The 19,762-nt window shown below is 55.6% G+C and carries 18 protein-coding genes; 13 read left to right on the top strand and 5 right to left on the bottom strand.

The features are described 5' to 3' along the window. Window positions 1-124: 124 nt before the first annotated feature. The 3 genes from DWV16_RS12485 to rbsK are packed head-to-tail and all read left to right on the top strand — an operon-like array spanning window position 125 to window position 4,308. A complete protein-coding gene (locus DWV16_RS12485) occupies window positions 125-2,404 on the top strand; it encodes a pyruvate formate lyase family protein (protein WP_066456349.1) in 2,280 nt (759 codons plus the stop codon). Next, window positions 2,391-3,371 carry a glycyl-radical enzyme activating protein gene (locus tag DWV16_RS12490; protein ID WP_158572860.1) on the top strand — a complete coding sequence of 327 codons (981 nt, stop codon included), beginning with the start codon at window positions 2,391-2,393 and terminating at the stop codon, window positions 3,369-3,371. The genes DWV16_RS12485 and DWV16_RS12490 overlap by 14 nt, the downstream gene beginning before the upstream one ends. A 13-nt stretch (window positions 3,372-3,384) precedes the next feature. Then, window positions 3,385-4,308, top strand: a complete 924-nt coding sequence (rbsK, locus tag DWV16_RS12495; RefSeq protein ID WP_118479524.1) for a ribokinase — start codon at window positions 3,385-3,387, stop codon at window positions 4,306-4,308. 231 nt (window positions 4,309-4,539) lie between these two features. Here the strand turns inward: rbsK and DWV16_RS12500 are convergent, their stop codons facing one another. Next, window positions 4,540-5,598 (bottom strand): carbohydrate kinase family protein, encoded by a 1,059-nt coding sequence (locus tag DWV16_RS12500; RefSeq protein WP_118479526.1) that lies wholly within the window; start codon window positions 5,596-5,598, stop codon window positions 4,540-4,542. Window positions 5,599-5,727: 129 nt separating this feature from the next. Here DWV16_RS12500 and DWV16_RS12505 point away from each other — a divergent pair, with 129 nt between their 5' ends. The 6 genes from DWV16_RS12505 to DWV16_RS12530 all read left to right on the top strand — a co-directional run bounded on the left by DWV16_RS12505 (window position 5,728) and on the right by DWV16_RS12530 (window position 11,519). After that, window positions 5,728-6,804, top strand: coding sequence for a TRAP transporter substrate-binding protein (locus tag DWV16_RS12505; RefSeq protein ID WP_118479528.1), 1,077 nt, complete (start codon window positions 5,728-5,730; stop codon window positions 6,802-6,804). Window positions 6,805-6,887: 83 nt separating this feature from the next. Further along, window positions 6,888-7,388, top strand: coding sequence for a TRAP transporter small permease (locus DWV16_RS12510; protein ID WP_066456365.1), 501 nt, complete (start codon window positions 6,888-6,890; stop codon window positions 7,386-7,388). Further along, window positions 7,385-8,668, top strand: coding sequence for a TRAP transporter large permease (locus DWV16_RS12515; protein WP_118479530.1), 1,284 nt, complete (start codon window positions 7,385-7,387; stop codon window positions 8,666-8,668). Before DWV16_RS12510 ends, DWV16_RS12515 begins: the two co-directional genes overlap by 4 nt. 107 nt (window positions 8,669-8,775) lie before the next feature. After that, complete coding sequence (locus DWV16_RS12520; RefSeq protein ID WP_066456369.1) at window positions 8,776-9,807, top strand: SIS domain-containing protein; 1,032 nt, start codon at window positions 8,776-8,778, stop codon at window positions 9,805-9,807. A 34-nt stretch (window positions 9,808-9,841) separates the two neighbouring features. After that, window positions 9,842-10,621 (top strand): GntR family transcriptional regulator, encoded by a 780-nt coding sequence (locus DWV16_RS12525; RefSeq protein WP_118479532.1) that lies wholly within the window; start codon window positions 9,842-9,844, stop codon window positions 10,619-10,621. Next, window positions 10,614-11,519 (top strand): dihydrodipicolinate synthase family protein, encoded by a 906-nt coding sequence (locus tag DWV16_RS12530; RefSeq protein WP_066456374.1) that lies wholly within the window; start codon window positions 10,614-10,616, stop codon window positions 11,517-11,519. Before DWV16_RS12525 ends, DWV16_RS12530 begins: the two co-directional genes overlap by 8 nt. 99 nt (window positions 11,520-11,618) lie before the next feature. Here DWV16_RS12530 and DWV16_RS12535 read toward each other — a convergent pair whose 3' ends face one another. From DWV16_RS12535 to yedE, 3 genes are read right to left on the bottom strand one after another with little or no spacing between them, the layout of a single operon-like run. Beyond that, entirely contained in the window at window positions 11,619-11,849 is a 231-nt protein-coding gene (locus DWV16_RS12535) for a DUF3343 domain-containing protein (protein ID WP_118479534.1), read from the bottom strand. Continuing rightward, the gene (locus tag DWV16_RS12540) at window positions 11,850-12,056 is read right to left on the bottom strand and encodes a sulfurtransferase TusA family protein (RefSeq protein ID WP_066456377.1); all 207 of its coding nucleotides are present in this window, start codon (window positions 12,054-12,056) and stop codon (window positions 11,850-11,852) included. Window positions 12,057-12,068: 12 nt separating this feature from the next. After that, window positions 12,069-13,157, bottom strand: coding sequence for a YedE family putative selenium transporter (gene yedE, locus DWV16_RS12545; protein ID WP_066456379.1), 1,089 nt, complete (start codon window positions 13,155-13,157; stop codon window positions 12,069-12,071). A gap of 198 nt (window positions 13,158-13,355) precedes the next feature. On the opposite strand from yedE, the gene DWV16_RS12550 reads away from it, so the two are divergent. After that, window positions 13,356-14,528 carry an aminotransferase class V-fold PLP-dependent enzyme gene (locus DWV16_RS12550; RefSeq protein ID WP_066456384.1) on the top strand — a complete coding sequence of 391 codons (1,173 nt, stop codon included), beginning with the start codon at window positions 13,356-13,358 and terminating at the stop codon, window positions 14,526-14,528. Beyond that, entirely contained in the window at window positions 14,518-15,417 is a 900-nt protein-coding gene (locus DWV16_RS12555; protein ID WP_118479536.1) for a selenium metabolism-associated LysR family transcriptional regulator, read from the top strand. Before DWV16_RS12550 ends, DWV16_RS12555 begins: the two co-directional genes overlap by 11 nt. 89 nt (window positions 15,418-15,506) lie before the next feature. Here DWV16_RS12555 and DWV16_RS12560 read toward each other — a convergent pair whose 3' ends face one another. Continuing rightward, window positions 15,507-16,226: an RraA family protein gene (locus DWV16_RS12560; RefSeq protein ID WP_118479538.1), complete on the bottom strand. Its 720-nt coding sequence runs from the start codon at window positions 16,224-16,226 to the stop codon at window positions 15,507-15,509. Between the two features lie 424 nt (window positions 16,227-16,650). Between DWV16_RS12560 and DWV16_RS12565 the strand changes: the two genes are divergently transcribed. Both DWV16_RS12565 and DWV16_RS12570 read left to right on the top strand, forming a co-directional pair. After that, window positions 16,651-17,880 (top strand): M20/M25/M40 family metallo-hydrolase, encoded by a 1,230-nt coding sequence (locus tag DWV16_RS12565; RefSeq protein WP_158572861.1) that lies wholly within the window; start codon window positions 16,651-16,653, stop codon window positions 17,878-17,880. 381 nt (window positions 17,881-18,261) lie between these two features. Continuing rightward, window positions 18,262-19,563: a uracil-xanthine permease family protein gene (locus DWV16_RS12570; protein ID WP_118479542.1), complete on the top strand. Its 1,302-nt coding sequence runs from the start codon at window positions 18,262-18,264 to the stop codon at window positions 19,561-19,563. The last annotated feature ends 199 nt before the right edge of the window (window positions 19,564-19,762 follow it).

Raw genomic sequence — 19,762 nt, forward strand, 5'->3', positions numbered from 1 at the left:
TTCCCCCCGGCCCGCACCATGCAAATCTCCGCGCAGCCACCTGCCACGGCTGTGTGCGGCGGACCGCCGGGAGTCCGCGCTGAAACGCCTCTGCCGCAAGTCAAACGAGAAAGGATGCGTCCATATGAGCAGTGTCAGAACCAAATATCCATCCAAATTCCTTCCCGGGGAGCGCCTGCAGAAGGTGATTGCCTATAATCAGGAGCTGGCTATTTCCGGCCGCCGTAACCTTTATACCGCCGATGAAAACCAGCTGGTTTATCACTGGACCGACAAGGCGAACGGCTGCATCCCCCAGTCGGGGGAGTGGGCCGCCACCAAAGAGAGCAGCTTTTCGCTCGGCGACCACGCCTGCCGCGTGGATATCGGTGAGGGATTTCCCCGTTACAAGGAGGTCCCATCCCACGTGGAAGGGTATGAGGCCACGCCGCTGAGCTGGGGCAAGGACTACGCCTTCCTGCTCGACAATTCCCCGGCGGAGATCCATCCGTTTGAATCGATCGTTGGAGAGTTTCACTGGGAGATGAACGAAATCCGCCAGTACTATTTTGGCGACAAGGTCCACGAGCTCGGCCGTGAGGTACGCAAGCTGGGCGCCGGCGGCACCAGCCACGGCCACACCTGCCTGGACTTTTCAATTGGGCTGACCGAAGGGTGGGGCGGCATCCTTGAAAGGATCGACAAGTCGCTCGCGCTGTACACCCGTCTTGATCACCCGGGCAAGGTCAACTATCTGCAGGGGCTTCGCTATGTCTGCCAGGCGATCATCGATTACATCCAGAAATATGCCGATAAGGCTTACGAACTGGCGCAAGCCACCGACGATCCGGCGCAGAAGGCGCTTTACAAAATGGTGGCCGACGACTGCGCGCATATCTCCCGCAAGCCGCCTGAAACCTACCACCAGGGTGTCCAGTGGATTCAGTTCGGCGTCATGACCGACCGCATCGTGGGCCACGGCAACGGCTATGGCCGTATCGACCTCTATCTGAACGACCTGTTGGTGAAGGACCTCGAAAGCGGACGGATCACCCGTCAGGAGGCGCGGGAATATCTGGCAGAGCTTTTCCTGAAGATTCGCGGCCAGCATTTCACAATCTGCGGCCGGCTGGCGGACGGTTCGGACGCGACGAACGATATGAGCTGGGTCACGCTCGAAGCCTATGACATGGTGGATGACTACAACAACCTCTTCCTGATGTGGCACAAAGATATGGACCAGAAACTTCTGCTTTATGCCTGCGATGTGCTTGCGCGCCACGGCGCGAGCGTCCCGACCTTCTGCAACTACGACCTGCTCGTCGACTGCGAGATGCGTTCGGGCGTGCCGTGGGAGGATGCGTGGACAGTCGCGGTCGGCGGCTGCCAGTGGTTCTGTGTCCCAGGCAAGGAATACTGCGACCAGGACGTCAACTCCCTCGTCCTGCTGGACCCGATGTGGCGCGCCATCGACCGCGGCATCGAGAATCCGCCGAAGGACTTCGAGGAGCTGTTCGCGTCGTTTACCGAGGAGTTCAAGCGCACTGCCGAAGCGCTGCGGGTCTTTAAGGACGCGCAATACGAAGTGATCGACAAGGTTTGGCCGGAGATGGCGACCTCCCTGAGCTTCCACGGCCCGGTTGAGCGCGGCATCGATATCACCGGCCACCGCGGGGTGGACTATCAGTATACCTCGGCCAATGTCCTGGGGATTCCGAACGTGGCGGATTCGCTTTACGCGATCAAGAAGCTGGTGTTCGACGAGAAGGCCTATACCCTTGCGGACGTGCGCAAAGCGACCAGTGAAAACTGGGAGGACAACGAGATCATGCGTCAGCGTTTCCTGCGCCAGGATAAATTTGGTAACGATCTCGACGAGGTGGATGAGCTGCTTGTGCGGATCACCGATATGATCGCCGATGTGCTTGACAACACCTATAACAACCGCGGCCAGCAGTACCGTGCGTCTCTCTACCAGTTCCAGGGACACACCGCGACCAATGTGCTTCCCGCAACTCCGGACGGCCGCCTTGCCAACGAGCCGCTTGCGCACGGCATCAACCCGACCGCTGGCAGGAACACGAAGGGCCTGCTCGCCACTGCGAACTCGCTTGCGAAGGTACATAATTATAAATTCCTCGGCGGCACCCTTCAGATCGAGCTTCAGCCGAAATTTTTCGATGGCAAGGAGAATCTTTCCGAATATATCAAGAATTTCATCGAGGCGTATTTCAGCAAAAATACCTTCCAGGTCAACTTGAACATCATCGACCTCGAGAAACTGAAGGATGCGATCGACCATCCCGAAAATCCGGAATATCAGAATATCGTCATCAAGGTCACCGGCTACACCACGCGGTTCATCTGCCTTGCGAAACCCTTCCAGGTTGAGTTCTGCGGGAGAAACAACTATGGAGAGATGTGATCTTTGCCCACCGACGGACAGCCGCGGGCTGATTTTCGATCTCTACCGCGGCACCACCCATGACGGGCCGGGCCTGCGCTCGACGGTGTTCTTCAAAGGCTGCCCGCTTTCCTGCGCCTGGTGTCACAATCCCGAAGGAATCCCTTTCAAGCGGGCGGTCTGGTGGGACGGCAGAACCTGTATCGGGTGTGGGCTCTGCCACGAGGCCTGTCCATACGGCGCGAACGAAATGAAGGAACAGGGCATTGTGATCGACCGGGAAAAATGTCGGGCGTGCGGCGCCTGCGTAAAAGCCTGTCCGGCACAGGCGATGACCTTCATCGGGGAAGACTGGGAGCTTGAGAAACTTGTCAGGGAACTGCTTAAGGACAAAACCTACTACGACCAGACCGGAGGCGGCGTGACCGCCTCCGGCGGCGAGGCGCTGATGCAGGCGGACTTTGTGGCCGCCCTGTTCGTCCGGCTGCATGAAGCGGGCGTCACGACGGCGCTGGACACCTGCGGCCTTGCCGGATGGGACGCGCTTGAAAAGGTGCTGCTGCATACGGACTATGTTCTGTATGATTTGAAAATCCTTGACGGCGCGGCGCACAAACAGTTTACAGGCGCGGACAATGCGGTTATACTGGAACATGCGAAGCGGATTGCACAGGGGATTGCGGACGGCGTTTGGAATGCGCAGATGTGGATCCGGACCCCGCTGATCCCGGGCGCGACCGCGACGGAGGAAAACCTGTCCGAAATCGGCAGATTCATCGCCGGTCATCTGCTGCCCGCGGTGACCCGGTGGGAGCTCTGCGCTTTCAACAACAGCTGTATCAACAAATATGAAAAGCTCGGCGGGGAATGGTCCTATTCGGATGTGAAGCTGATCGGCAGCGCGCAGGCGGAAAAGCTTCGGGAGGCGGCGCTCTTGGGCGGATGCAGTCCGGAGATGGTCTTTGTCACCGGGCTGGTAGCGGAGTAAAGGTGGGTGCGATATGAAAAAAATTGTGGTGTTCGGAAGTTTCTTTGTCGACCTTGCCGCCCGCGCGCCAAAGTTTCCTGTCCCAGGAGAGACGGTGCATGGCAGTTCTTTTCAGATCGGTTCCGGCGGTAAGGGTTCCAATCAGGCGATTGCCGCCCACCGCGCGGGCGCGGATGTAACTTTTATCACCAAGGTCGGCGCGGACGAATTCGGCCGGATGGCGCGGGAAGTCTACAGCCGGGAAGGGATGGACACCCGTTATATTCTTGTCGATGAAACGGCCAGTACCGGAACGGCGCTGATTGTCGTGGAGGAGAGCGGCCAGAACATGATCGTTATTACAAGCGGCGCCTGCGGAAGGATCTCCGAGGCCGACATCGCTGCGGTGACACCGGTTTTGGAACAGGCTGATCTGCTGCTTTTGCAGCTGGAAGTGAATTTTGACGCGGTAAAACGCGCTGCCGCGCTTGCAAAGCAAAGCGGCGCCCGGGTCATTTTGAATCCCGCCCCGGCAAGGGAACTGCCGGACAGCCTGCTCAGCCTGGTCGACATCATCACCCCGAATGAAAGCGAAGCCGCGCTGCTCACCGGTATACCGGTGAAAGGGCCGGAAGATGCGAAAAAGGCCGCCGCCGTTTTCTTTGAAAAAGGGATGCAGGGCGTTGTGATCACCCTGGGGAAGCAGGGCGCTTATGTGGCGGACCGCAGCCGTGGGGAGTATCTGCCGTGTATACCGATGAAAGCGGTGGATACGACCGGTGCGGGGGACGCCTTTAACGGCGGTTTTGTTATGGCGCTTGCACAGGGCGCGGATATCTTTGAGGCCGCGCGCTATGGAAACGTCTGTGGAACGCTTTCTGTGACAAAACAGGGCGCGGCCGCTTCGGCCCCTTATCGGCAGGAAATTTTGAAACTCTATGAGGAAAACTACGGCTGAGATTCCAAAAACAGAAAGGGAAGACAAAAGGGGCCGCGCTGCTGGACGGTACGGTTTGAGCCGGCGTAGGAAGGGCGCTCTGTAGCCCCGTATGCCCCGGCCGGGCTTTGCCTTTGAAACTTTGTGGGAATCGACAACATCATGCTCTGACAGAATGCAGACAACACGAAAAAGCTCCGCAAACTTTTGGTTTGCGGAGCTTTTTTAGATTGGCGCCTGGAAAGCCGTCTTTCAGGTCTGATTCAGCGCGGCACAAAACGTTTCGAAGGGGATTCCCCGGGCATTGCGCACATAGTAGTTGGCGGAGGCGTTCGCGGCCCGCAGACGTTCGTCAGGGGAGAGCCCCAAGAGTAGCGCGGCGCAGTATCCGGCATTGAAATTGTCGCCCGCGCCGGTCGAAATTTTCGGTTTTGGGACAAACGAAGTAGGCGCGGCATATTGCCTGCCATTCTCGAACAGAAGGCTTTCATGCAGGGTGTGCACCGCTACCTGGTCGATTCCAAACTGTTCCGCCAGCACGCCGCCCGCTTCCCGTGGGTCTGGACAGCTGATTCCCAGCTTTTCGGCAATCAATTGCGCCTCGTTCAGATTGACGCTCAGGACAGTGGTGCGGTACCGCCCGCAAGCGCCGATAAGCTCCATCAGCTCGTTTACCCGGGCGGCGGGATGGCGCGCGGGGTCAGCCAGATCGAAAAAGAGCTGTTTCTCCCGCTGTGGCACGGTACAGATATATTTCTGCGCGGCGGCGCGCCAGAGGGAATGCATAAAGTCGATCTCGCCCCAGTTGACCATCGCGACAAGGTCCGCTCCAAACGCTTCGCCGGCGGCGGCTTCCCCACCGAGCGCCTGTTCGACCGCCGCGAGCGGGGTTTCAGGCGCCGGCTGCCGCGGCGCCAGCATCACCTTTCCGTCAAGGAATTCGAGCGCGAGCGTTTCCCACGGCGCGGCATAGCTGCGGCGGGCGCAGTTTTCCGGAAGGTCGTCAAACACCGCGAGTGGGCCGGAGCGCCCGAGCATCCCGCAGAGCGTTACCTGCGCGCCGATCCCCGCCAGCGTCCCGGCCAGGATGGGCGCGTTCCCACCGCGCCGCTCCTCAAGTGAATCGAGCTGAATCGCGCAGCTCTTACCGGTTTTTCCCGCGAGGAAATTGCCGAAATCCCCAATCGTGTCAAAATACGCGGCAGTTTCTTCGGTCGTTTGCGCGATGGGGCGCAGGATGCGGTCAATATAGCCGTCGAAGCCGACCAGCGCCCGTCTGTTCCTGAGGAAATCTTTGTTGCAGTTCACCATATTTTGCTCATCCTTTTCTCCAGTCGTTCCAAAATTTTAATTTTGGGGTTGATCTTATTATAATATTATAATATTATATATTTACACGAAAGGCAATATGTCTCCGGACAAAACTTTAGGAGGTACAAAATGAAAAGAATCTTTGCACTACTGCTCGCATCGGCCATGGCGCTCACTGTGATGAGCGGCTGCACGTCGTCCAAACCGGCGGCGTCCTCCGCGCCCGCCGCGCCCGCATCGTCTGCCGCCGCCCAGAGTGAAGCGGCATCCGACCCAGCCGCTCCCGCGCAGGTCACCACCTGGAAGTTTTCCACCTTCGACGCGGAGGACACCAACCAGTCGAATGCTTACAAAGCGATGTGGAAACGCATTGAGGAGGAAACCGGCGGGGAGCTCAAGGTCGAGTTTTATCCGCTCGGACAGCTCGGGGGCGAAGCCGATCTGCTTCAGAACCTGCAGACCGGTTCGCTCGATGCGGCCCAGATGGGATGCGCGCTGCTCGCGGGCCTTGAATCCAGCTTTAACGTGGGGGACCTGCCCTTCATCTTTGATGATTTCGACCATGCCGACCGGTTTGCCAAGACCGACGAAGCCAAGGAAATGAACGCCAAGCTCGAAGCCAGCGGCCTTGAGGTCTGGTACTGGAGCATCCTGGGCTACCGCCAGCCGAACCTGGTCAAAAAGACCATCAACTCGCCGGAAGATTTCAAAGGCGTCAAATGGCGCACCATGGAAGTCGCCGTGCAGATGGACACTATGACCGCGCTGGGCGCCGTCCCGATCGCCGTCCCCTATAATGACGTTTACAACGCGCTCAAGATGGGCGTCGTCGACGCCTGGATGAACGACGGCGTCGCCTTCAAGAACCTTGCCACCTATGAAGTCGCCCCCTATTACTGCGATATCCCGCTTTTCGCATCCACCCAGACCTGCGTCATCAGCAAGAAGTCCTATGACGCGCTCTCCGACAAAAATAAGGAGATCGTCAAACGCGTCGTGGAAGAGGATCTGCCAGGCGTCATCAAAGCGGCCTGGGATCAGAACGCCGCGCAGCTGCAGGAACTCAAGGACAACAACTTCAAGGATTGGACCAAGGTGGAGGACACCGCTCCGTATCTTGAACTGGTTCAGCCGGTTTACGACAACCTTGTCAAGGAATATCCCGAATGCCAGAAATACATTGACGCCATTAACAGTGTCCGTTAAATCTGACCCGGAGGGACGCTGCATTATCGCAGCGTCCCCACTTTGACAGCAGCTCCAATTCAAAAGGGATTGAGGACTCGGATATGCTAAGAAAAATAAGTGATATCATCTATAAAATCAGCGGTTACTTTGTCGAGCTTGCGCTGATGGCAATCGTCGTTCTGGTGTTTCTGCAGGTGATCTCCCGCTATGTTTTTCAGTTTTCGATCGACTGGGCCCAGGAACTCACCGTCTATCTACTGATCTGGATGGTCTTTATGGGATGCAGCATGGGAATGCGGGATAACCAGGTGGTTTCGCTGACGCTTGTCACCGATCAGCTTCCGCGTATTGCGCAGGAACTTTTGAAGATCGTTGTGAATCTGCTGCTGATCTTCTTCTTTGTCGTCTGCACGATTGGAAACGTGGAAATCATTCAGTTTGCGATGAACCGGATCAGCCCGGTCTTAAAGATCAAAATGGGCTATATCTCCGCCGCCTTTTCGGTTTCCGCGGTGATCATGTCCTATAACTGCCTGCTTGCCATCGGAGACACTGTCAAGGGGCTCTTTGGGAAAAATCAGAAGGAGGTGCCTGCCGAATGAGTATCTGGATCATGTTCCTCCTGCTTCTGCTCTTTCTCGCGATCGGGGTGCCAATTGCATTTGGACTGGGGCTGGCTTCGCTGTTTTACCTGATGGCAAACGGAATGCCCATCTCCATGGTACCACAAAAGATGACCATTTCGCTCGAAAACTTCATCTTTATCGCGCTGCCGCTCTTTATCCTGGCGGGGGAAATTATGAATACCGGCGGCCTGACCCAAAAGCTGGTCAACGTGGCCCGCGCGATTGTCGGGCGCTTCCGCGGGGGGCTCGCCTATGTAAACGTGCTGGTCAGCATGCTGTTTGGCGGCGTACAGGGGCTGGCCACAGCGGACACTGTGGCGATCGGATCGGTGCTGATCCCGGCAATGGAGAAAGCCGGATACCGCAAGGATTTCAGCGCCGGCGTCACCGTCGCTTCCTCCACCATCTCCTCGATCATACCGCCCGGCATGCTCTTTATCATCTTTGGATCGGTCACCGGCGTTTCGATTGGGTCGCTCTTTTTGGGCGGCATGGTCCCGGGCATCCTGCTGGGGCTTGCGCAGATGGCGCTCGTGTTCTTCTATGCGCACAACAAAAAGCTCAGCGTCAACATTCCGGCGGGTGAACGCCTGAGCCTGCATGAATGCCTTCGTTTCATCGTGCAGGGCCTGCCGACCCTTCTGCTTCCGGTTATCATCATCGGCGGCATCGTGACCGGTATCGCAACCGCTACCGAATCCGCGGTGCTGGCGGTTGTCTATGCGCTTTTCCTGAGCCTGGTCACCCACGAGATCAGATGGAGCGACCTGCCGGGGATCTTCTTTAAATCCGCGAAAATGGTCGGTTCGGTCATGGTAATTCTCTGCACGTCTTCCATTTTCGGCTATATCCTGACTCAGGAACGGGTCCCGCAGATGGTTGTCGAGCTGCTCTTTGGAATCACAAACAACAAGTTTGTCCTGCTGCTCATTATCAATCTGTTCCTGTTGTTTGTCGGCACCTTTATGGATTCGACCCCGTCGTGCATCATTCTGGCACCAATCCTTCTGCCGATCCTGGTGGAAATGAATATGGACCCGGTACATATCGGCGTATTCATGTGCTTCAACCTGGCGCAGGGCCTCATCACCCCGCCGGTCGGCTCCTGCCTGTACCTGGCTTCCGGAATCAGCCAGCTGCCGGTTGAAAAGATCGCCAAGGCGATGATGCCGTTTTTCCTGATCAACGTGGTGGTGCTGTTGCTCATCACCTATTTCCCGCCGTTTGTCCTGTTTGTGCCGTCGCTGGCCGGATGACCGGAAACATTCCGCTTTTGCGCCGGCATATCCGGCGTAAATGGGATATAACGTGGACAGATATTGAAAACAGCCTTCAAATTATGGTAAGATAGTAGGAGAACACTATGTCAGATTTTTACAACGAGGTAAAAACCCAGCCGGAGAAGCTGCGCGGGATGCTTGCCCGTTACCGGCAGGAGGATTTTGCGTCCATAAAGGCCGCGGCGGCATTGATCCGCAGCAGCGGGACCGTTGTCTTCAGCGGTATGGGCACCTCTTTCCATGCGCCGCTGTGCGTCTATGGGAAGCTTTGCGCCAGGGTTCGTCCGGTTATTCTGGAAGCGGGGGAGCTGCTGGAGAGCTGTCTCGGAATCATCCATCCTGGAGATGTCGTCGTGTTGATTTCCCAATCCGGTGAGAGCGTCGAAATTGACCGGCTCACCGAAAAGCTCCGGGGAACCGCCAAAATTATCGGCATCACCAACCAGCCGGATTCCACCCTGGCCCGCGCGAGCAGCGTCCTGCTGCTTCTGCACGCGGGCCCCGAAAAAAGTATCACCAACAAAACCTTTACGAACACGATGGCGCTTTTATATCTGCTGGAATGCTGCGTGGCCGAAGGTTTGCCCGAAACCCTCTGCGGGGAGCTGGACGCTGCGGTTCCTGAAATGGAGCGGGTTCTGCGGGAGCTGCCCGCCGAAATCGCGGCAGCCGCCAAGACGCTTGCACCCGCCGACATGGTCCATTTCATCGGCCGGGGCGGCGCCGCGATGACCGTTGCCAACCAGAGCGCGCTCATATTCATGGAGGGCGCGAACTGCGCGGCGCGTGCGTTTACCTCCGGCGGCTTCCATCACGGACCGATTGAAATCTGCGGGCCCGGCCACCGGGCGGTTTTCTATGCGAACGAACCGGAGACCTTCCCCAAAATGCTGGAGCTGGCCAGACAGATTGCCGGATATGGAAGCCATGTGGTGATGGTGACCAATCTCCCATGCGAGCTTCCGGGCTGCATCCAGCTGCATGCCGCAACCGCCGAACAATTTGCCATGGCGTCCGCCATGGTGATGGAACTGCTGCTGGTGCGGATTGCGGAAAATCGCGGGCTCACCGCGGGGGAATTCCAGATCACCAATAAAATCTGTCAGGTTGACTGATTAAAATATGCGGAAATCATGATGAGGTGTCGCCATGCAAAAACTGGACAGAGAAGGGCCGCTGACCCTGACCTACCAACTGACCGAAATCCTGCGGGAGCGGATCGCGAATTTCTATGATCCCGGTGCGCTGCTGCCTTCTGAAAAGGAATTGGTGCAGGAATTTAATGTGAGCAATATCACTGTCCGAAATGCGTTGGAAAACCTCGTAATTGAGGGGATTGTCACCCGAAAACGCGGAAAAGGCACCTTTGTGTCCGAGAAGAAGATTTCTTCCAATATCACCCGCTTGCAAAGCGGCACCCAGCTCTTCCAGGAAAGCGGGATGACCTCTCATGTCGAGTTGCTCGAGGCGGTCAAAGTGAAAGCAAACCTTCCGACTGCGACCCAGTTTGGGCTGCCGGAGGGCGCGCTCTTTAACACTCTCACCCGCCGCCGTATGCTGGACGCGGTCCCCTACAGCCTGGAAACCAGTTATATCCCGCAGGAGATCTGCCCGGATATCAGCGACCGGTACCAGGGGGGCTCGCTCTATGAATTCCTCGAAAAGCAGTATGGCATTTTCATGACCCGTTCAGAGGAGATTTATACGGCTGTCGCGCTGCATTCCAAACAGGCAAAGCTGCTCCACCAGGAACGCGGCGCGGCCGCCCTGCTCCTGCGCGGCCGGGTCTACGACCAGAATGACCGCCTCGTGGCGGTCGAAGAGTCGCTTTACCGCAGCGACAAATTTGAAATTGTCGTGCAGGCCAATTCCAGCCTGCCGCGTCCCACAAAATTAATTGAACCGAATTCAGGAGGCAATTATGGCTAAATATTTTTCGGGGATTATGGTCCCTGTTATGACCCCGTTTGATCAGTCGGGCAAGATCGCTGAGGCGGAGCTCGACCGGCACATCCGTTTCCTTGTGGATGCGGGCGTGCACAGCCTGCTCGTTCCGAGCGGCACCGGTGAATTCGCAAACCTCACTTTTGAACAGAAGGAGCTTGTCACCCGGACTGCTGTCAAGGCCGCTGCGGGGAAGGTTCCTGTTGTTTCGCTGGTGAGCGACTGTTCCACCGAAAATGTGCTTAAGCTGTGTGAGCTGGCAAAAAAATGCGGCGCAGCTGAGCTGATGCTCACCCCGCCATACTATTCCCACGTCGATCAGCGTGCGCTGCTTGAATTTTTCACATTGGTTGCGGATCGGTGCGATCTGCCGCTTTGGCTGTATCACCAGCCTGGAGAAACCAAGCTGACCATCGAACCGGAAACCGTTCTGGAACTTGCAAAGCATCCAAACATCGTGGGCATCAAGGTCGCCGCGGGGGATGATTTCTTCTATTTCTGCCGCCTGCGCCAGATGCTGCGCGCAAACGACGATTTCAGCGTGCTGATGGGCGAGGATTTTGCCACGCTGCCGTCCTATGTGATGGGTGGGGACGGATCGGTTTCTTCGCTTGCGAACGTCACGCCAAAGGAATTTGTCGAGATTTTCGATGCGTACCGGGCGGGGGACCTGAAACGCGCGCAGGCGCTCCAGGAGCGGATTATGGATATTTTCGCCGCAATGGTCATGGTCGACACGGGCGCTTATCAGAGTGCCTGCAAGACGGTTCTGCGGGAGATGGGCCTTTATTCCACCAACCTTGTGAGCAGCCCGTTTGTTTCGGTGCTTCCTGAAGAGGAAGCCCAAATCATTGCCAAGGCCAAAGCTTTGGGCGTCATTTGAACAGAGAAAAACCGCTGGCCAAAATTTGGCCGGCGGTTTTTTATTGGAATCTATTTCGCCGCAAACGGAAAATATTTTTATGGATTTCCAACATGGGTGTTATCCGCATATGCGGTAACCGTCCTCTGTCACCTGGAAAATCTGTTCCACTTCTTCGGGAACAGAATCCGTGGGACAGGCAAAATCCCCCTCATACCGCACACACGAGCCGCAGCTGCTGCTCAGTTTTCTGGGCACGGGCATGATTTTGGCCTTCCAGTTCCTGGCGTCGCAAAGCTTTTTGAAGCGGATAGCGCCAAAGTGGGAATAAAAAGTGGCAATGTAAATCATCTATCTGGTAATGGACAGGGTGTATTCCCCATCTTTTTCCGTTACGGCGACCTGATAGCCCTGATGCTCCGCATATCGCGTTACATTCTCCCTGGCGGCGGGATTGTCCACCACAATTTGATAGGCGGGTTCTTTAGAGAGCATCGCCTTTTGTATCATAATGACAGGTTCCGGACAGGACAATCCCCTTGCATCCAATTTGTTCATCTTTATGCTCCTTTACAGCTTTTGCTTATGGAAGGTGTTGAGACAGGCGATCAACAGGACAACGCCAATTCCGATCACCACGGCAATCATACCGTTGGCGGTGGGGCCTTCACCGCTGGAAGCCAGCCCGAAATTATGTGCGAATGCCGCGCCCGCCACCAGACCGATAACGGTGATGGCGCTGTCGGTATTGCCCTCGCCGGAAAGCACCAACTGGCGCAGCGGGCAGCCGCCCAGAAGGACACAGCCGAAGCCCACCAGCAGCATCCCCAGGAAGTTCCACAGACCGTCGGTATGGGCGACCGCCTGCCCCGCGAAGCCCGCTTGGAAGTATGTATCGGGGGTGACCGCTGTCAAAATGAGGTTGCAGACCAGCGCGCTGGCAAAAACGGCCACGAACCCCGCCAGCAGCTTCCATTCACCGAACAGCGCCATATCCCGGATTCCGCCAACCATACACAACCGCGTCCGCTGTGCCAGTGCCCCTACAATCAGGCCCGCTCCAAGGCTCAGGAGAATGGCGGCGTGCTTGGCGCCCGGGCCGTCCCCCGGCTCGGTGAAGTGGATAAAGGCCGGCGCGGCAACCAGCAAAACGAGCAGTATGACCTGTCCGCCCAGGAAAAGGGAACCCTCCAGTTTTGCGTACGGATAAGTGCGCTTGAGGGAGTAACCGCGGTTCAGAAAAAATACGCCAGCCAGAATGCCGCAGATAAAACCGCCCAGCCCCAAAAGCGCGTTCCAATCCCCGCCGGCAAGCCTGAGGATCATCCGGAAGGGGCAGCCCAAAAACATGAGGCATCCAATCATCACAAAAAAGCCCAGTACAAAACGGGTCAATGGAGCGCTCCCGCCCCGCGGGATAAACTCCTTTTTCCCCAGCGCCACCAGAAAACTTCCCAATACCAGCCCGATGATTTCAGGGCGTATATATTGGACCGCGGCGGCGGAATGGAGCCCCACTGCCCCAGCGGTGTCCCGCAGGAAGCAGGCGATGCAAAAGCCCATATTCACCGGATTCCCGAAGAGCACCAACAGCGACGCGATGATCCCGATGAAGATCCCTGCCAGGATAATGCCGCTTTTTTCACTTTTTAAGTCCATATTCCGATATCCTCCTCAATTTGGCCCGCTTGTGGTGGCCGCAAACGGTATTTACCGTTTGCTTTGCGCTTATTATAGCACAGTAAAATTTTGGAATCCAATTGTATTTATTAATTATACAAATAGATTTATTTGTAAATCAAATAAATATCTGCTAAAATGGGGTTGGAAAATGATCAATTTAAGGGGCGATTCATCTTGCGGAAACTGTATTTTGACAATGCCAGCACATCCTTTCCCAAACCGCGGGAGGTTTCGGAAAGCATCTTCCATTACATGACCCAGGTGGGCAGCAATATCAACCGTGGGTGCTACGAGCAGGCTTATCAGGTTGAGGAGACGGTTTACGAAACCCGCCGGCTTCTGTGTGAACTGTTTGGCGGGCAGGATTGTAAGAACGCCGTGTTTACAAAAAACGTGACCGAGAGCCTGAATCTGCTGATGAAGGGATATCTGAGGCCGGGCGACCATGTGTTGGTGTCCTCCATGGAGCATAACGCCGTAATGCGTCCGCTTACGCAGCTCTCCCAAAGCGGCGTAAGCTTTTCCCGCGTACCCTGCAGCGAAAAGGGAGAGCTTTCGCCGGAAATGCTGCAGGCATATCTGCGCGAAAATACAAAAGCGGTTGTGATGACCCATGCGAGCAATGTATGCGGCACGCTTCTGCCGGTTCGGGAAGTCGGGCGGTTTTGCAGGGCCAACGGCCTGCGATTCTTTGTGGACGCGGCACAGACCGCCGGGGTGTGGCCGATCGACATGGAGGAAATGTGTATCGACGCGCTGGCGTTCACCGGCCACAAAGGATTGCTGGGGCCGCAGGGGATCGGCGGGTTTCTGCTGCGGGAGGAGATGATCCCCCTGTTGGAGCCGCTTATTTCCGGCGGGACTGGAAGCCTCAGCCACACGGAGGAGATCCCGGATTTTATGCCGGACCGCTTTGAGCCAGGCACCATGAATCTGCCGGGAATCATCGGGCTTCACGCTGGACTGCTGTGGCTGCAAAAAACAGGGATCACGGCTGTCCGTGAGCATGAACTTCAGCTCACAGGCCGTTTCCTGGCAGGGTTGGAACCTTTGGAAAACAGCGGCCTGCTCCGCGTTGTGGGGAAAAAAGATACCGCGGGCAGAACTGGTGTGGTCTCCCTGCAAACGCCGGGACAGGATATTTCTCATGTGGCCTGCCAGCTGGATGACGCTTATGGGATCATGACCCGGGTGGGGCTGCACTGCGCGCCTGCCGCCCACAAAACGCTGGGCACCTATCCGACGGGCACCATCCGATTTTCCTTTGGATGGTGGAACAGCGGGGATGAGGTGGATGCGGCGGTTCATGCGCTGCACAAGATCCTGGAGGCGGGGAATGGAATTTAAACAGCTGCAGTCCTTTATCGCGGTGGCAAAGCATAACAGCTTTACAAAGGCGGCGGAACGGTTATACATCTCTCAGCCCACCATCAGCGCCCATATCCGGGCATTGGAGGAGGAGCTGCGCACCCGGCTGATCCTGCGAACGACGAAAAGCATTGAACTGACCTGCAACGGGCAGGAGCTGTATGACTATGCCGTCAATATTATGGAACTGCGGGACCGGATGATAAAGCACTGCTCTGAGGTGGAAAAAAAGATCATCCATCTGGGGGCGTCAACCATTCCCTCCGCTTACATCCTGCCGGAGGTTCTTCCCGTATATGGAAAGGACCATCCGGAGGTCTATTTCATCATCCACCAAAGCGACAGTCAGACGGTTGCGGACGGGCTGCTGGACGGAGTCTTTGACATCGGGCTTATGGGGATGAAGAGCGAGGACAGACGGCTTGACTGCACACCGTTTTGCCAGGACCATATGGTTGTGATTACACCGGTCAACGAGCATTTTCTGGCGCTGAAAGAACAGGCGCAGACCCCGGTTGAAATACTGCTCAAGGAACCCATCATCCTGCGGGAAAAAGGGAGCGGCAGCAAAAAAAGCATCGATTATTTTTTGGAGAGCCTAGGCGTTTCCGAGGAGGATCTTCAGATCACCGCCCGGGTCAACGACCAGGAGGCGATTAAAAACCTTGTCGCCGGCGGACTGGGAATCTCAATCACTTCCGAAAAGGCCGCTCACAATTTTCTCATAGCCAAAAGGCTGCTGATGTTCGAGCTGCCGGAATACTCCCGGAAACGGGATCTCTATCTGGCTTTGCGGAAAAACAGCGCTCCCAAGAGTTATGTCCTGGAGTTCGCCCAGTTCGTAAAACGGCATTATGAGCAAGCTTAAACAGCTTGCCAGTCCTTTTCCGGAACGCCAAAATGCACCCGCCGCGGTTTTTTAAACCTGCGGCGGGTGCATTTTATGCCTGACTGGAATCAGAAGTTCAGTTTCTGGCGCTCCGCGCCCATCTTTGCGTTCCAGGCGCGAAGATCCTCAATCGTCGGGCGCTCCCCGCGTTCAATCGCTTCACGGCAGGGGCCGATCACAGGCTCCTCACTTGCAGCTGCAGCTTCGCAGGCCGCCGCAAGCCGGTCCGCAATCTCGCCGGGAACCACGGTGAAGCCATGCATATCCGCGTGGAGAAGATCTCCGGGACGGATTTCAAGCCCGCAGATCTGAACCGGGCAGTTGATTGCTTCCACATGGATATTGGCATGGGAAACAAGTACATGGGTGGAGAGAAATGCGAATCCAAGCGTATCGCTTGCGGGAATGTCGCGTACGCCGCCCGCGGTGAGAGTCCCGACGCTGCCGAGCGATCGAAAGATGCTGGCTTGTACTTCGCCCCAGAAGGAACCGATTGGATGCGGATCCGTGTCCTGGATGCAGATGATCGAAGGCCCTTCAACCGCCCGCGCGTTTGCATAAAGCTGCATCTTTAGCTCTTTCTGCTCCGGTGTCTCCGGAAAAATGGCGCCGACGCGCGCCGTCACGGCATAGCCGACGATCGCTTTCGAGCTGTCGCCGCCGCGCCAGACCATCCCCGGCAGACCGAAACCGCAGGTGCGCGGCCGTAGTTTGAAAAATTCGATTGCATTGCAGACGGTGGGGGTGTCAAAGTACCGCAGCGCTTCCAGCTGTTCATGATCCAACATAACTTCAGTTCTCCTTTATCACCTGTTCGGCAGGCGCAAATTTTGCTTTTGGAGCGGTAAAACCGCTTTTGCGGGGGGAAAGCTGATGGGGTTTGAAAGGGCAGCCCTGACGGGTGCCCGGAATTTGATTTTAGTATAGCATTTTTGCTTCAAAGAGCACAAGATGCGGAAGACATATGGCAACCCCGCAATGGAAATTGGATTTCATAAAACCTCTGAAATCGGAAAATATCATTCATTTATACTCAAATTTCTCAAAATGAAACAATATTTTCAATATTTTATAGATGTTACGAAAAGCTGAAATATAAAATTGCCGCGATATGACATCGCTTGAATTATATAATTTGTACAATTATAATGGAGATAAGATAAAAGCTTACGGCCTGTTTGCGGCTGTATTCAAACCGAGGGAGGAATGACAATGAACCAGGAACTGTTGTCTCAGTTCAATGCCAAAGCGAAAGAAGTCAAAGAAGATATGATTGACTTCGCGCAACGCCTGATCCGCACGCCGAGTGAATCGGGGAAAGAAGGCGACGTCGCACAGGTGATCCTTGCCGAGCTTAAAAAGCTGGATTTTGATGAAGCGTATGTCGATCCGATTGGTAACGTTATCGGAATTATCAAAGGAACCGGAGACGGCCCGAACATCCTTTATAACTGCCATATGGACCATGTCGCTCCCGGCAATCTCGATGACTGGGAATATCCTCCTTACAGCGCCGAAATCGCGGACGGCTGGATTCACGGACGCGCCGCTTCGGATACCAAAGGCGCCATGGCCCCTCAGGTATATGCCGCCTATCTGATCAAAGCATGCGGTGTCAAGCTCAAGGGCGACATCATCCTCACCTTTGTGGTGTATGAGGAGCCGGGCGATATGTGGGGCGCCATGCACCTTACCGACACACTCAAACAACCCATCGCGTTTGCGGTTCTTGGTGAAGCGACGGGTCTCGATGTCTATCTTGGCCATCGCGGCAAGATTGAAATTGAGGTCATCAGCCGCGGCCTTATGAGCCATTCGAGCGCTCCGCGCCTGGGCATCAACGCCGTCTCCAAGATGGCGCCATTCATTGTCGAAATTGACAAGCTCTCGAAAGACCTGCCAACCGATGAATTCCTTGGCCAGGGCACCCAGAGCATGATTCATATCAGCTGCCAGCCTGGATGGGGCTGCACGGTTCCGGATGTCTGCCAGGTAAATGTTGATTACCGATTCCTGCCTGACCAGAAATCGGAGGATATCCTTGCGCAGTATCGCGCCGTGGCCGATAAGCTGAAAGCGGCCGACCCGGAATCGAATTTTGATATCCGTATTCGGGATCTCGACCATACCAGTTACACCGGATTCCACGAGGTGTGCCCGCTGGACAAGCCCGCATATCTCGTCCCTACGGACAATGAATATGTTGTCAAAACAGTTGACAGCCTCAAGCAGCTCGGTCAGGAGCCCAAATTCAGCAGATGGGACTTCGGGACAGACGGCGCCTGGCTTGACCGCAAGCTTGGAATCCCGACCATCGGGTATTCCTGCTGCGAGGAGGTCTATGCGCACCGTCCGAACGACCGCGTCAGCATTGAAAAGATGGAAAAATGCCTGCTGGGCAATATTGCTATCAGCTGTGCGGTCTGTGAAATTGATGCCTGATATCAACCAAATAAGGGATTGATCCCATCGCGTTTTTTGTTCGCCTGCCTGTTTGGTGATCGGAAAAACAGCCGGATTCGTATGAATCCGGCTGTTTTTTTGTTTGCGTCCCATTTTGAGGCGTTTTTTTAGAAAAATTGCATTCCTCTTATTTTGAGAAAAATTTCACATAACAAAAGGATGCGGTTTTTCGTGAGAAAAATTTCTCCCGAACCTTGCAAAGTAATTGCAAAATGTGCAAAAAGCAATAAAATGAACATACAGAAACGGAAAAACTATCCAAAGCAAACAAATAAAATTGCGGATTGCAGATGGGACAGGAGGCGTGGTTTACAGATAGACTGGAATAATTTGTAAAAAATAAAACATGGAGGGTATGAAATGAGTAACACCACCGCGGCATCGACAGAAGAAATGAGTTACCTGAGTTCAAAAAACATCCTGCTCGGCTTACAGCATCTGTTCGCAATGTTTGGGTCCATCGTTCTCACTTCGCGGATGGCCGGACTGAACACCCCGGTTTGCATGTTTACCGCGGGCCTCGGAACCCTGATTTTTCATCTGGTCACCAAAGGCAAAGTTCCGATCTTTGTCGGTGCATCTACCGCTTACGTTGCCACCATCGCCTCGGTCGTTTTCGTCACGGACGCGTCCGGAAATGCTGTCCGCCACATCGAGAACATCCCCTACGTGCAGGGCGGCGTTATGGCGGCTGGGCTTGTCTACTGCATCCTGGCGTGTGTCGCTTACTTCGTCGGCCATGAGCGGATCAAACGCTGGTTCCCGCCGATTGTCGTCGGCCCGGTTATCATGGTCATCGGTACCAAGCTCGCGCCGAAAGCGATCGGCATGGCGCAGCAGAACTGGCTGATTGCGATCATCACGCTTGCGGTCGTAATTTACTTCAATGTCTACGGAAAGGGCCTGCTCAAAATTATCCCGATTCTCATCGGCATTTCTTCCGGCTATGTCTGCTCGATCATTTATGACATGGTTGCTCATCCGGCGACCCCGCTGGTTGATTTCACCCCGCTTGCGGAGGCTTCCTGGATACAGCCTTTCTGGGATTTTTCCGGTCAGTTCTTCTCCTTCCCCAAATTTGACATGAGTATCATCTTCCTGATTGCGCCGATCGCGTTTGTGACCTTTATGGAGCATATCGGTGATATCACCACCAACGGCGCGGTTGTGGGAAAAGACTTCCTGTCTGACCCCGGTATCCACCGCACCCTGCTCGGCGACGGCCTTTCGACCATGGCTTCCGGTTTCTTCGGCGGCAACGCGAACACCACCTTCAGCCAGAACACCGGCCTGCTCGCCGTCACCGGCGCCTACAATCCGAAGATCCTGCGCACCGCGGCTGTCATGGCGATCTGCCTGAGCCTGTTTGGCAAACTCGGCGGGCTGCTCCAGTCGATCCCCAACGCGGTTATCGGCGGCGTTTCGATCCTGCTGTTCGGTTCCATCGCCTCGATCGGCGTACGCACGGTAGCGGAAGCGAAGATCGATTTCGCCCAGTCCCGCAACATCATCATCGTAGCGGTGATCTTGGTGATCGGTCTCGGTCTTGCGGCGGACGGCGTTATGGTCGGCACGGTCAAGGTTTCCGGACTGTTCCTCGCGGTTGTAGCGGGTGTTCTCTGCAACAGCCTGCTCCCAAAGGTCCCGCAGAAAGCCGATTAAATAGCAGCGTTTCAGAAGGGCCGCCGAACCGTGTTTCAGCGGCCCTTTTCCATCCTTCACGCGTTTCTCAATACGAGAAAAATTTTTCTTATTTTTGCGAATCGCCCCTTGAGGACATTCTATTTCACATCCGGCGTCCAATTTGTTGAAATTGAAAAAGCGGGCCCGTATGATTAAGGCAAGAAATGTTCCTGGTTAC

Source organism: Anaerotruncus sp. AF02-27 (assembly GCF_003465835.1).
GTDB classification, from domain to species: Bacteria; Bacillota; Clostridia; order Oscillospirales; family Ruminococcaceae; genus Anaerotruncus; species Anaerotruncus rubiinfantis.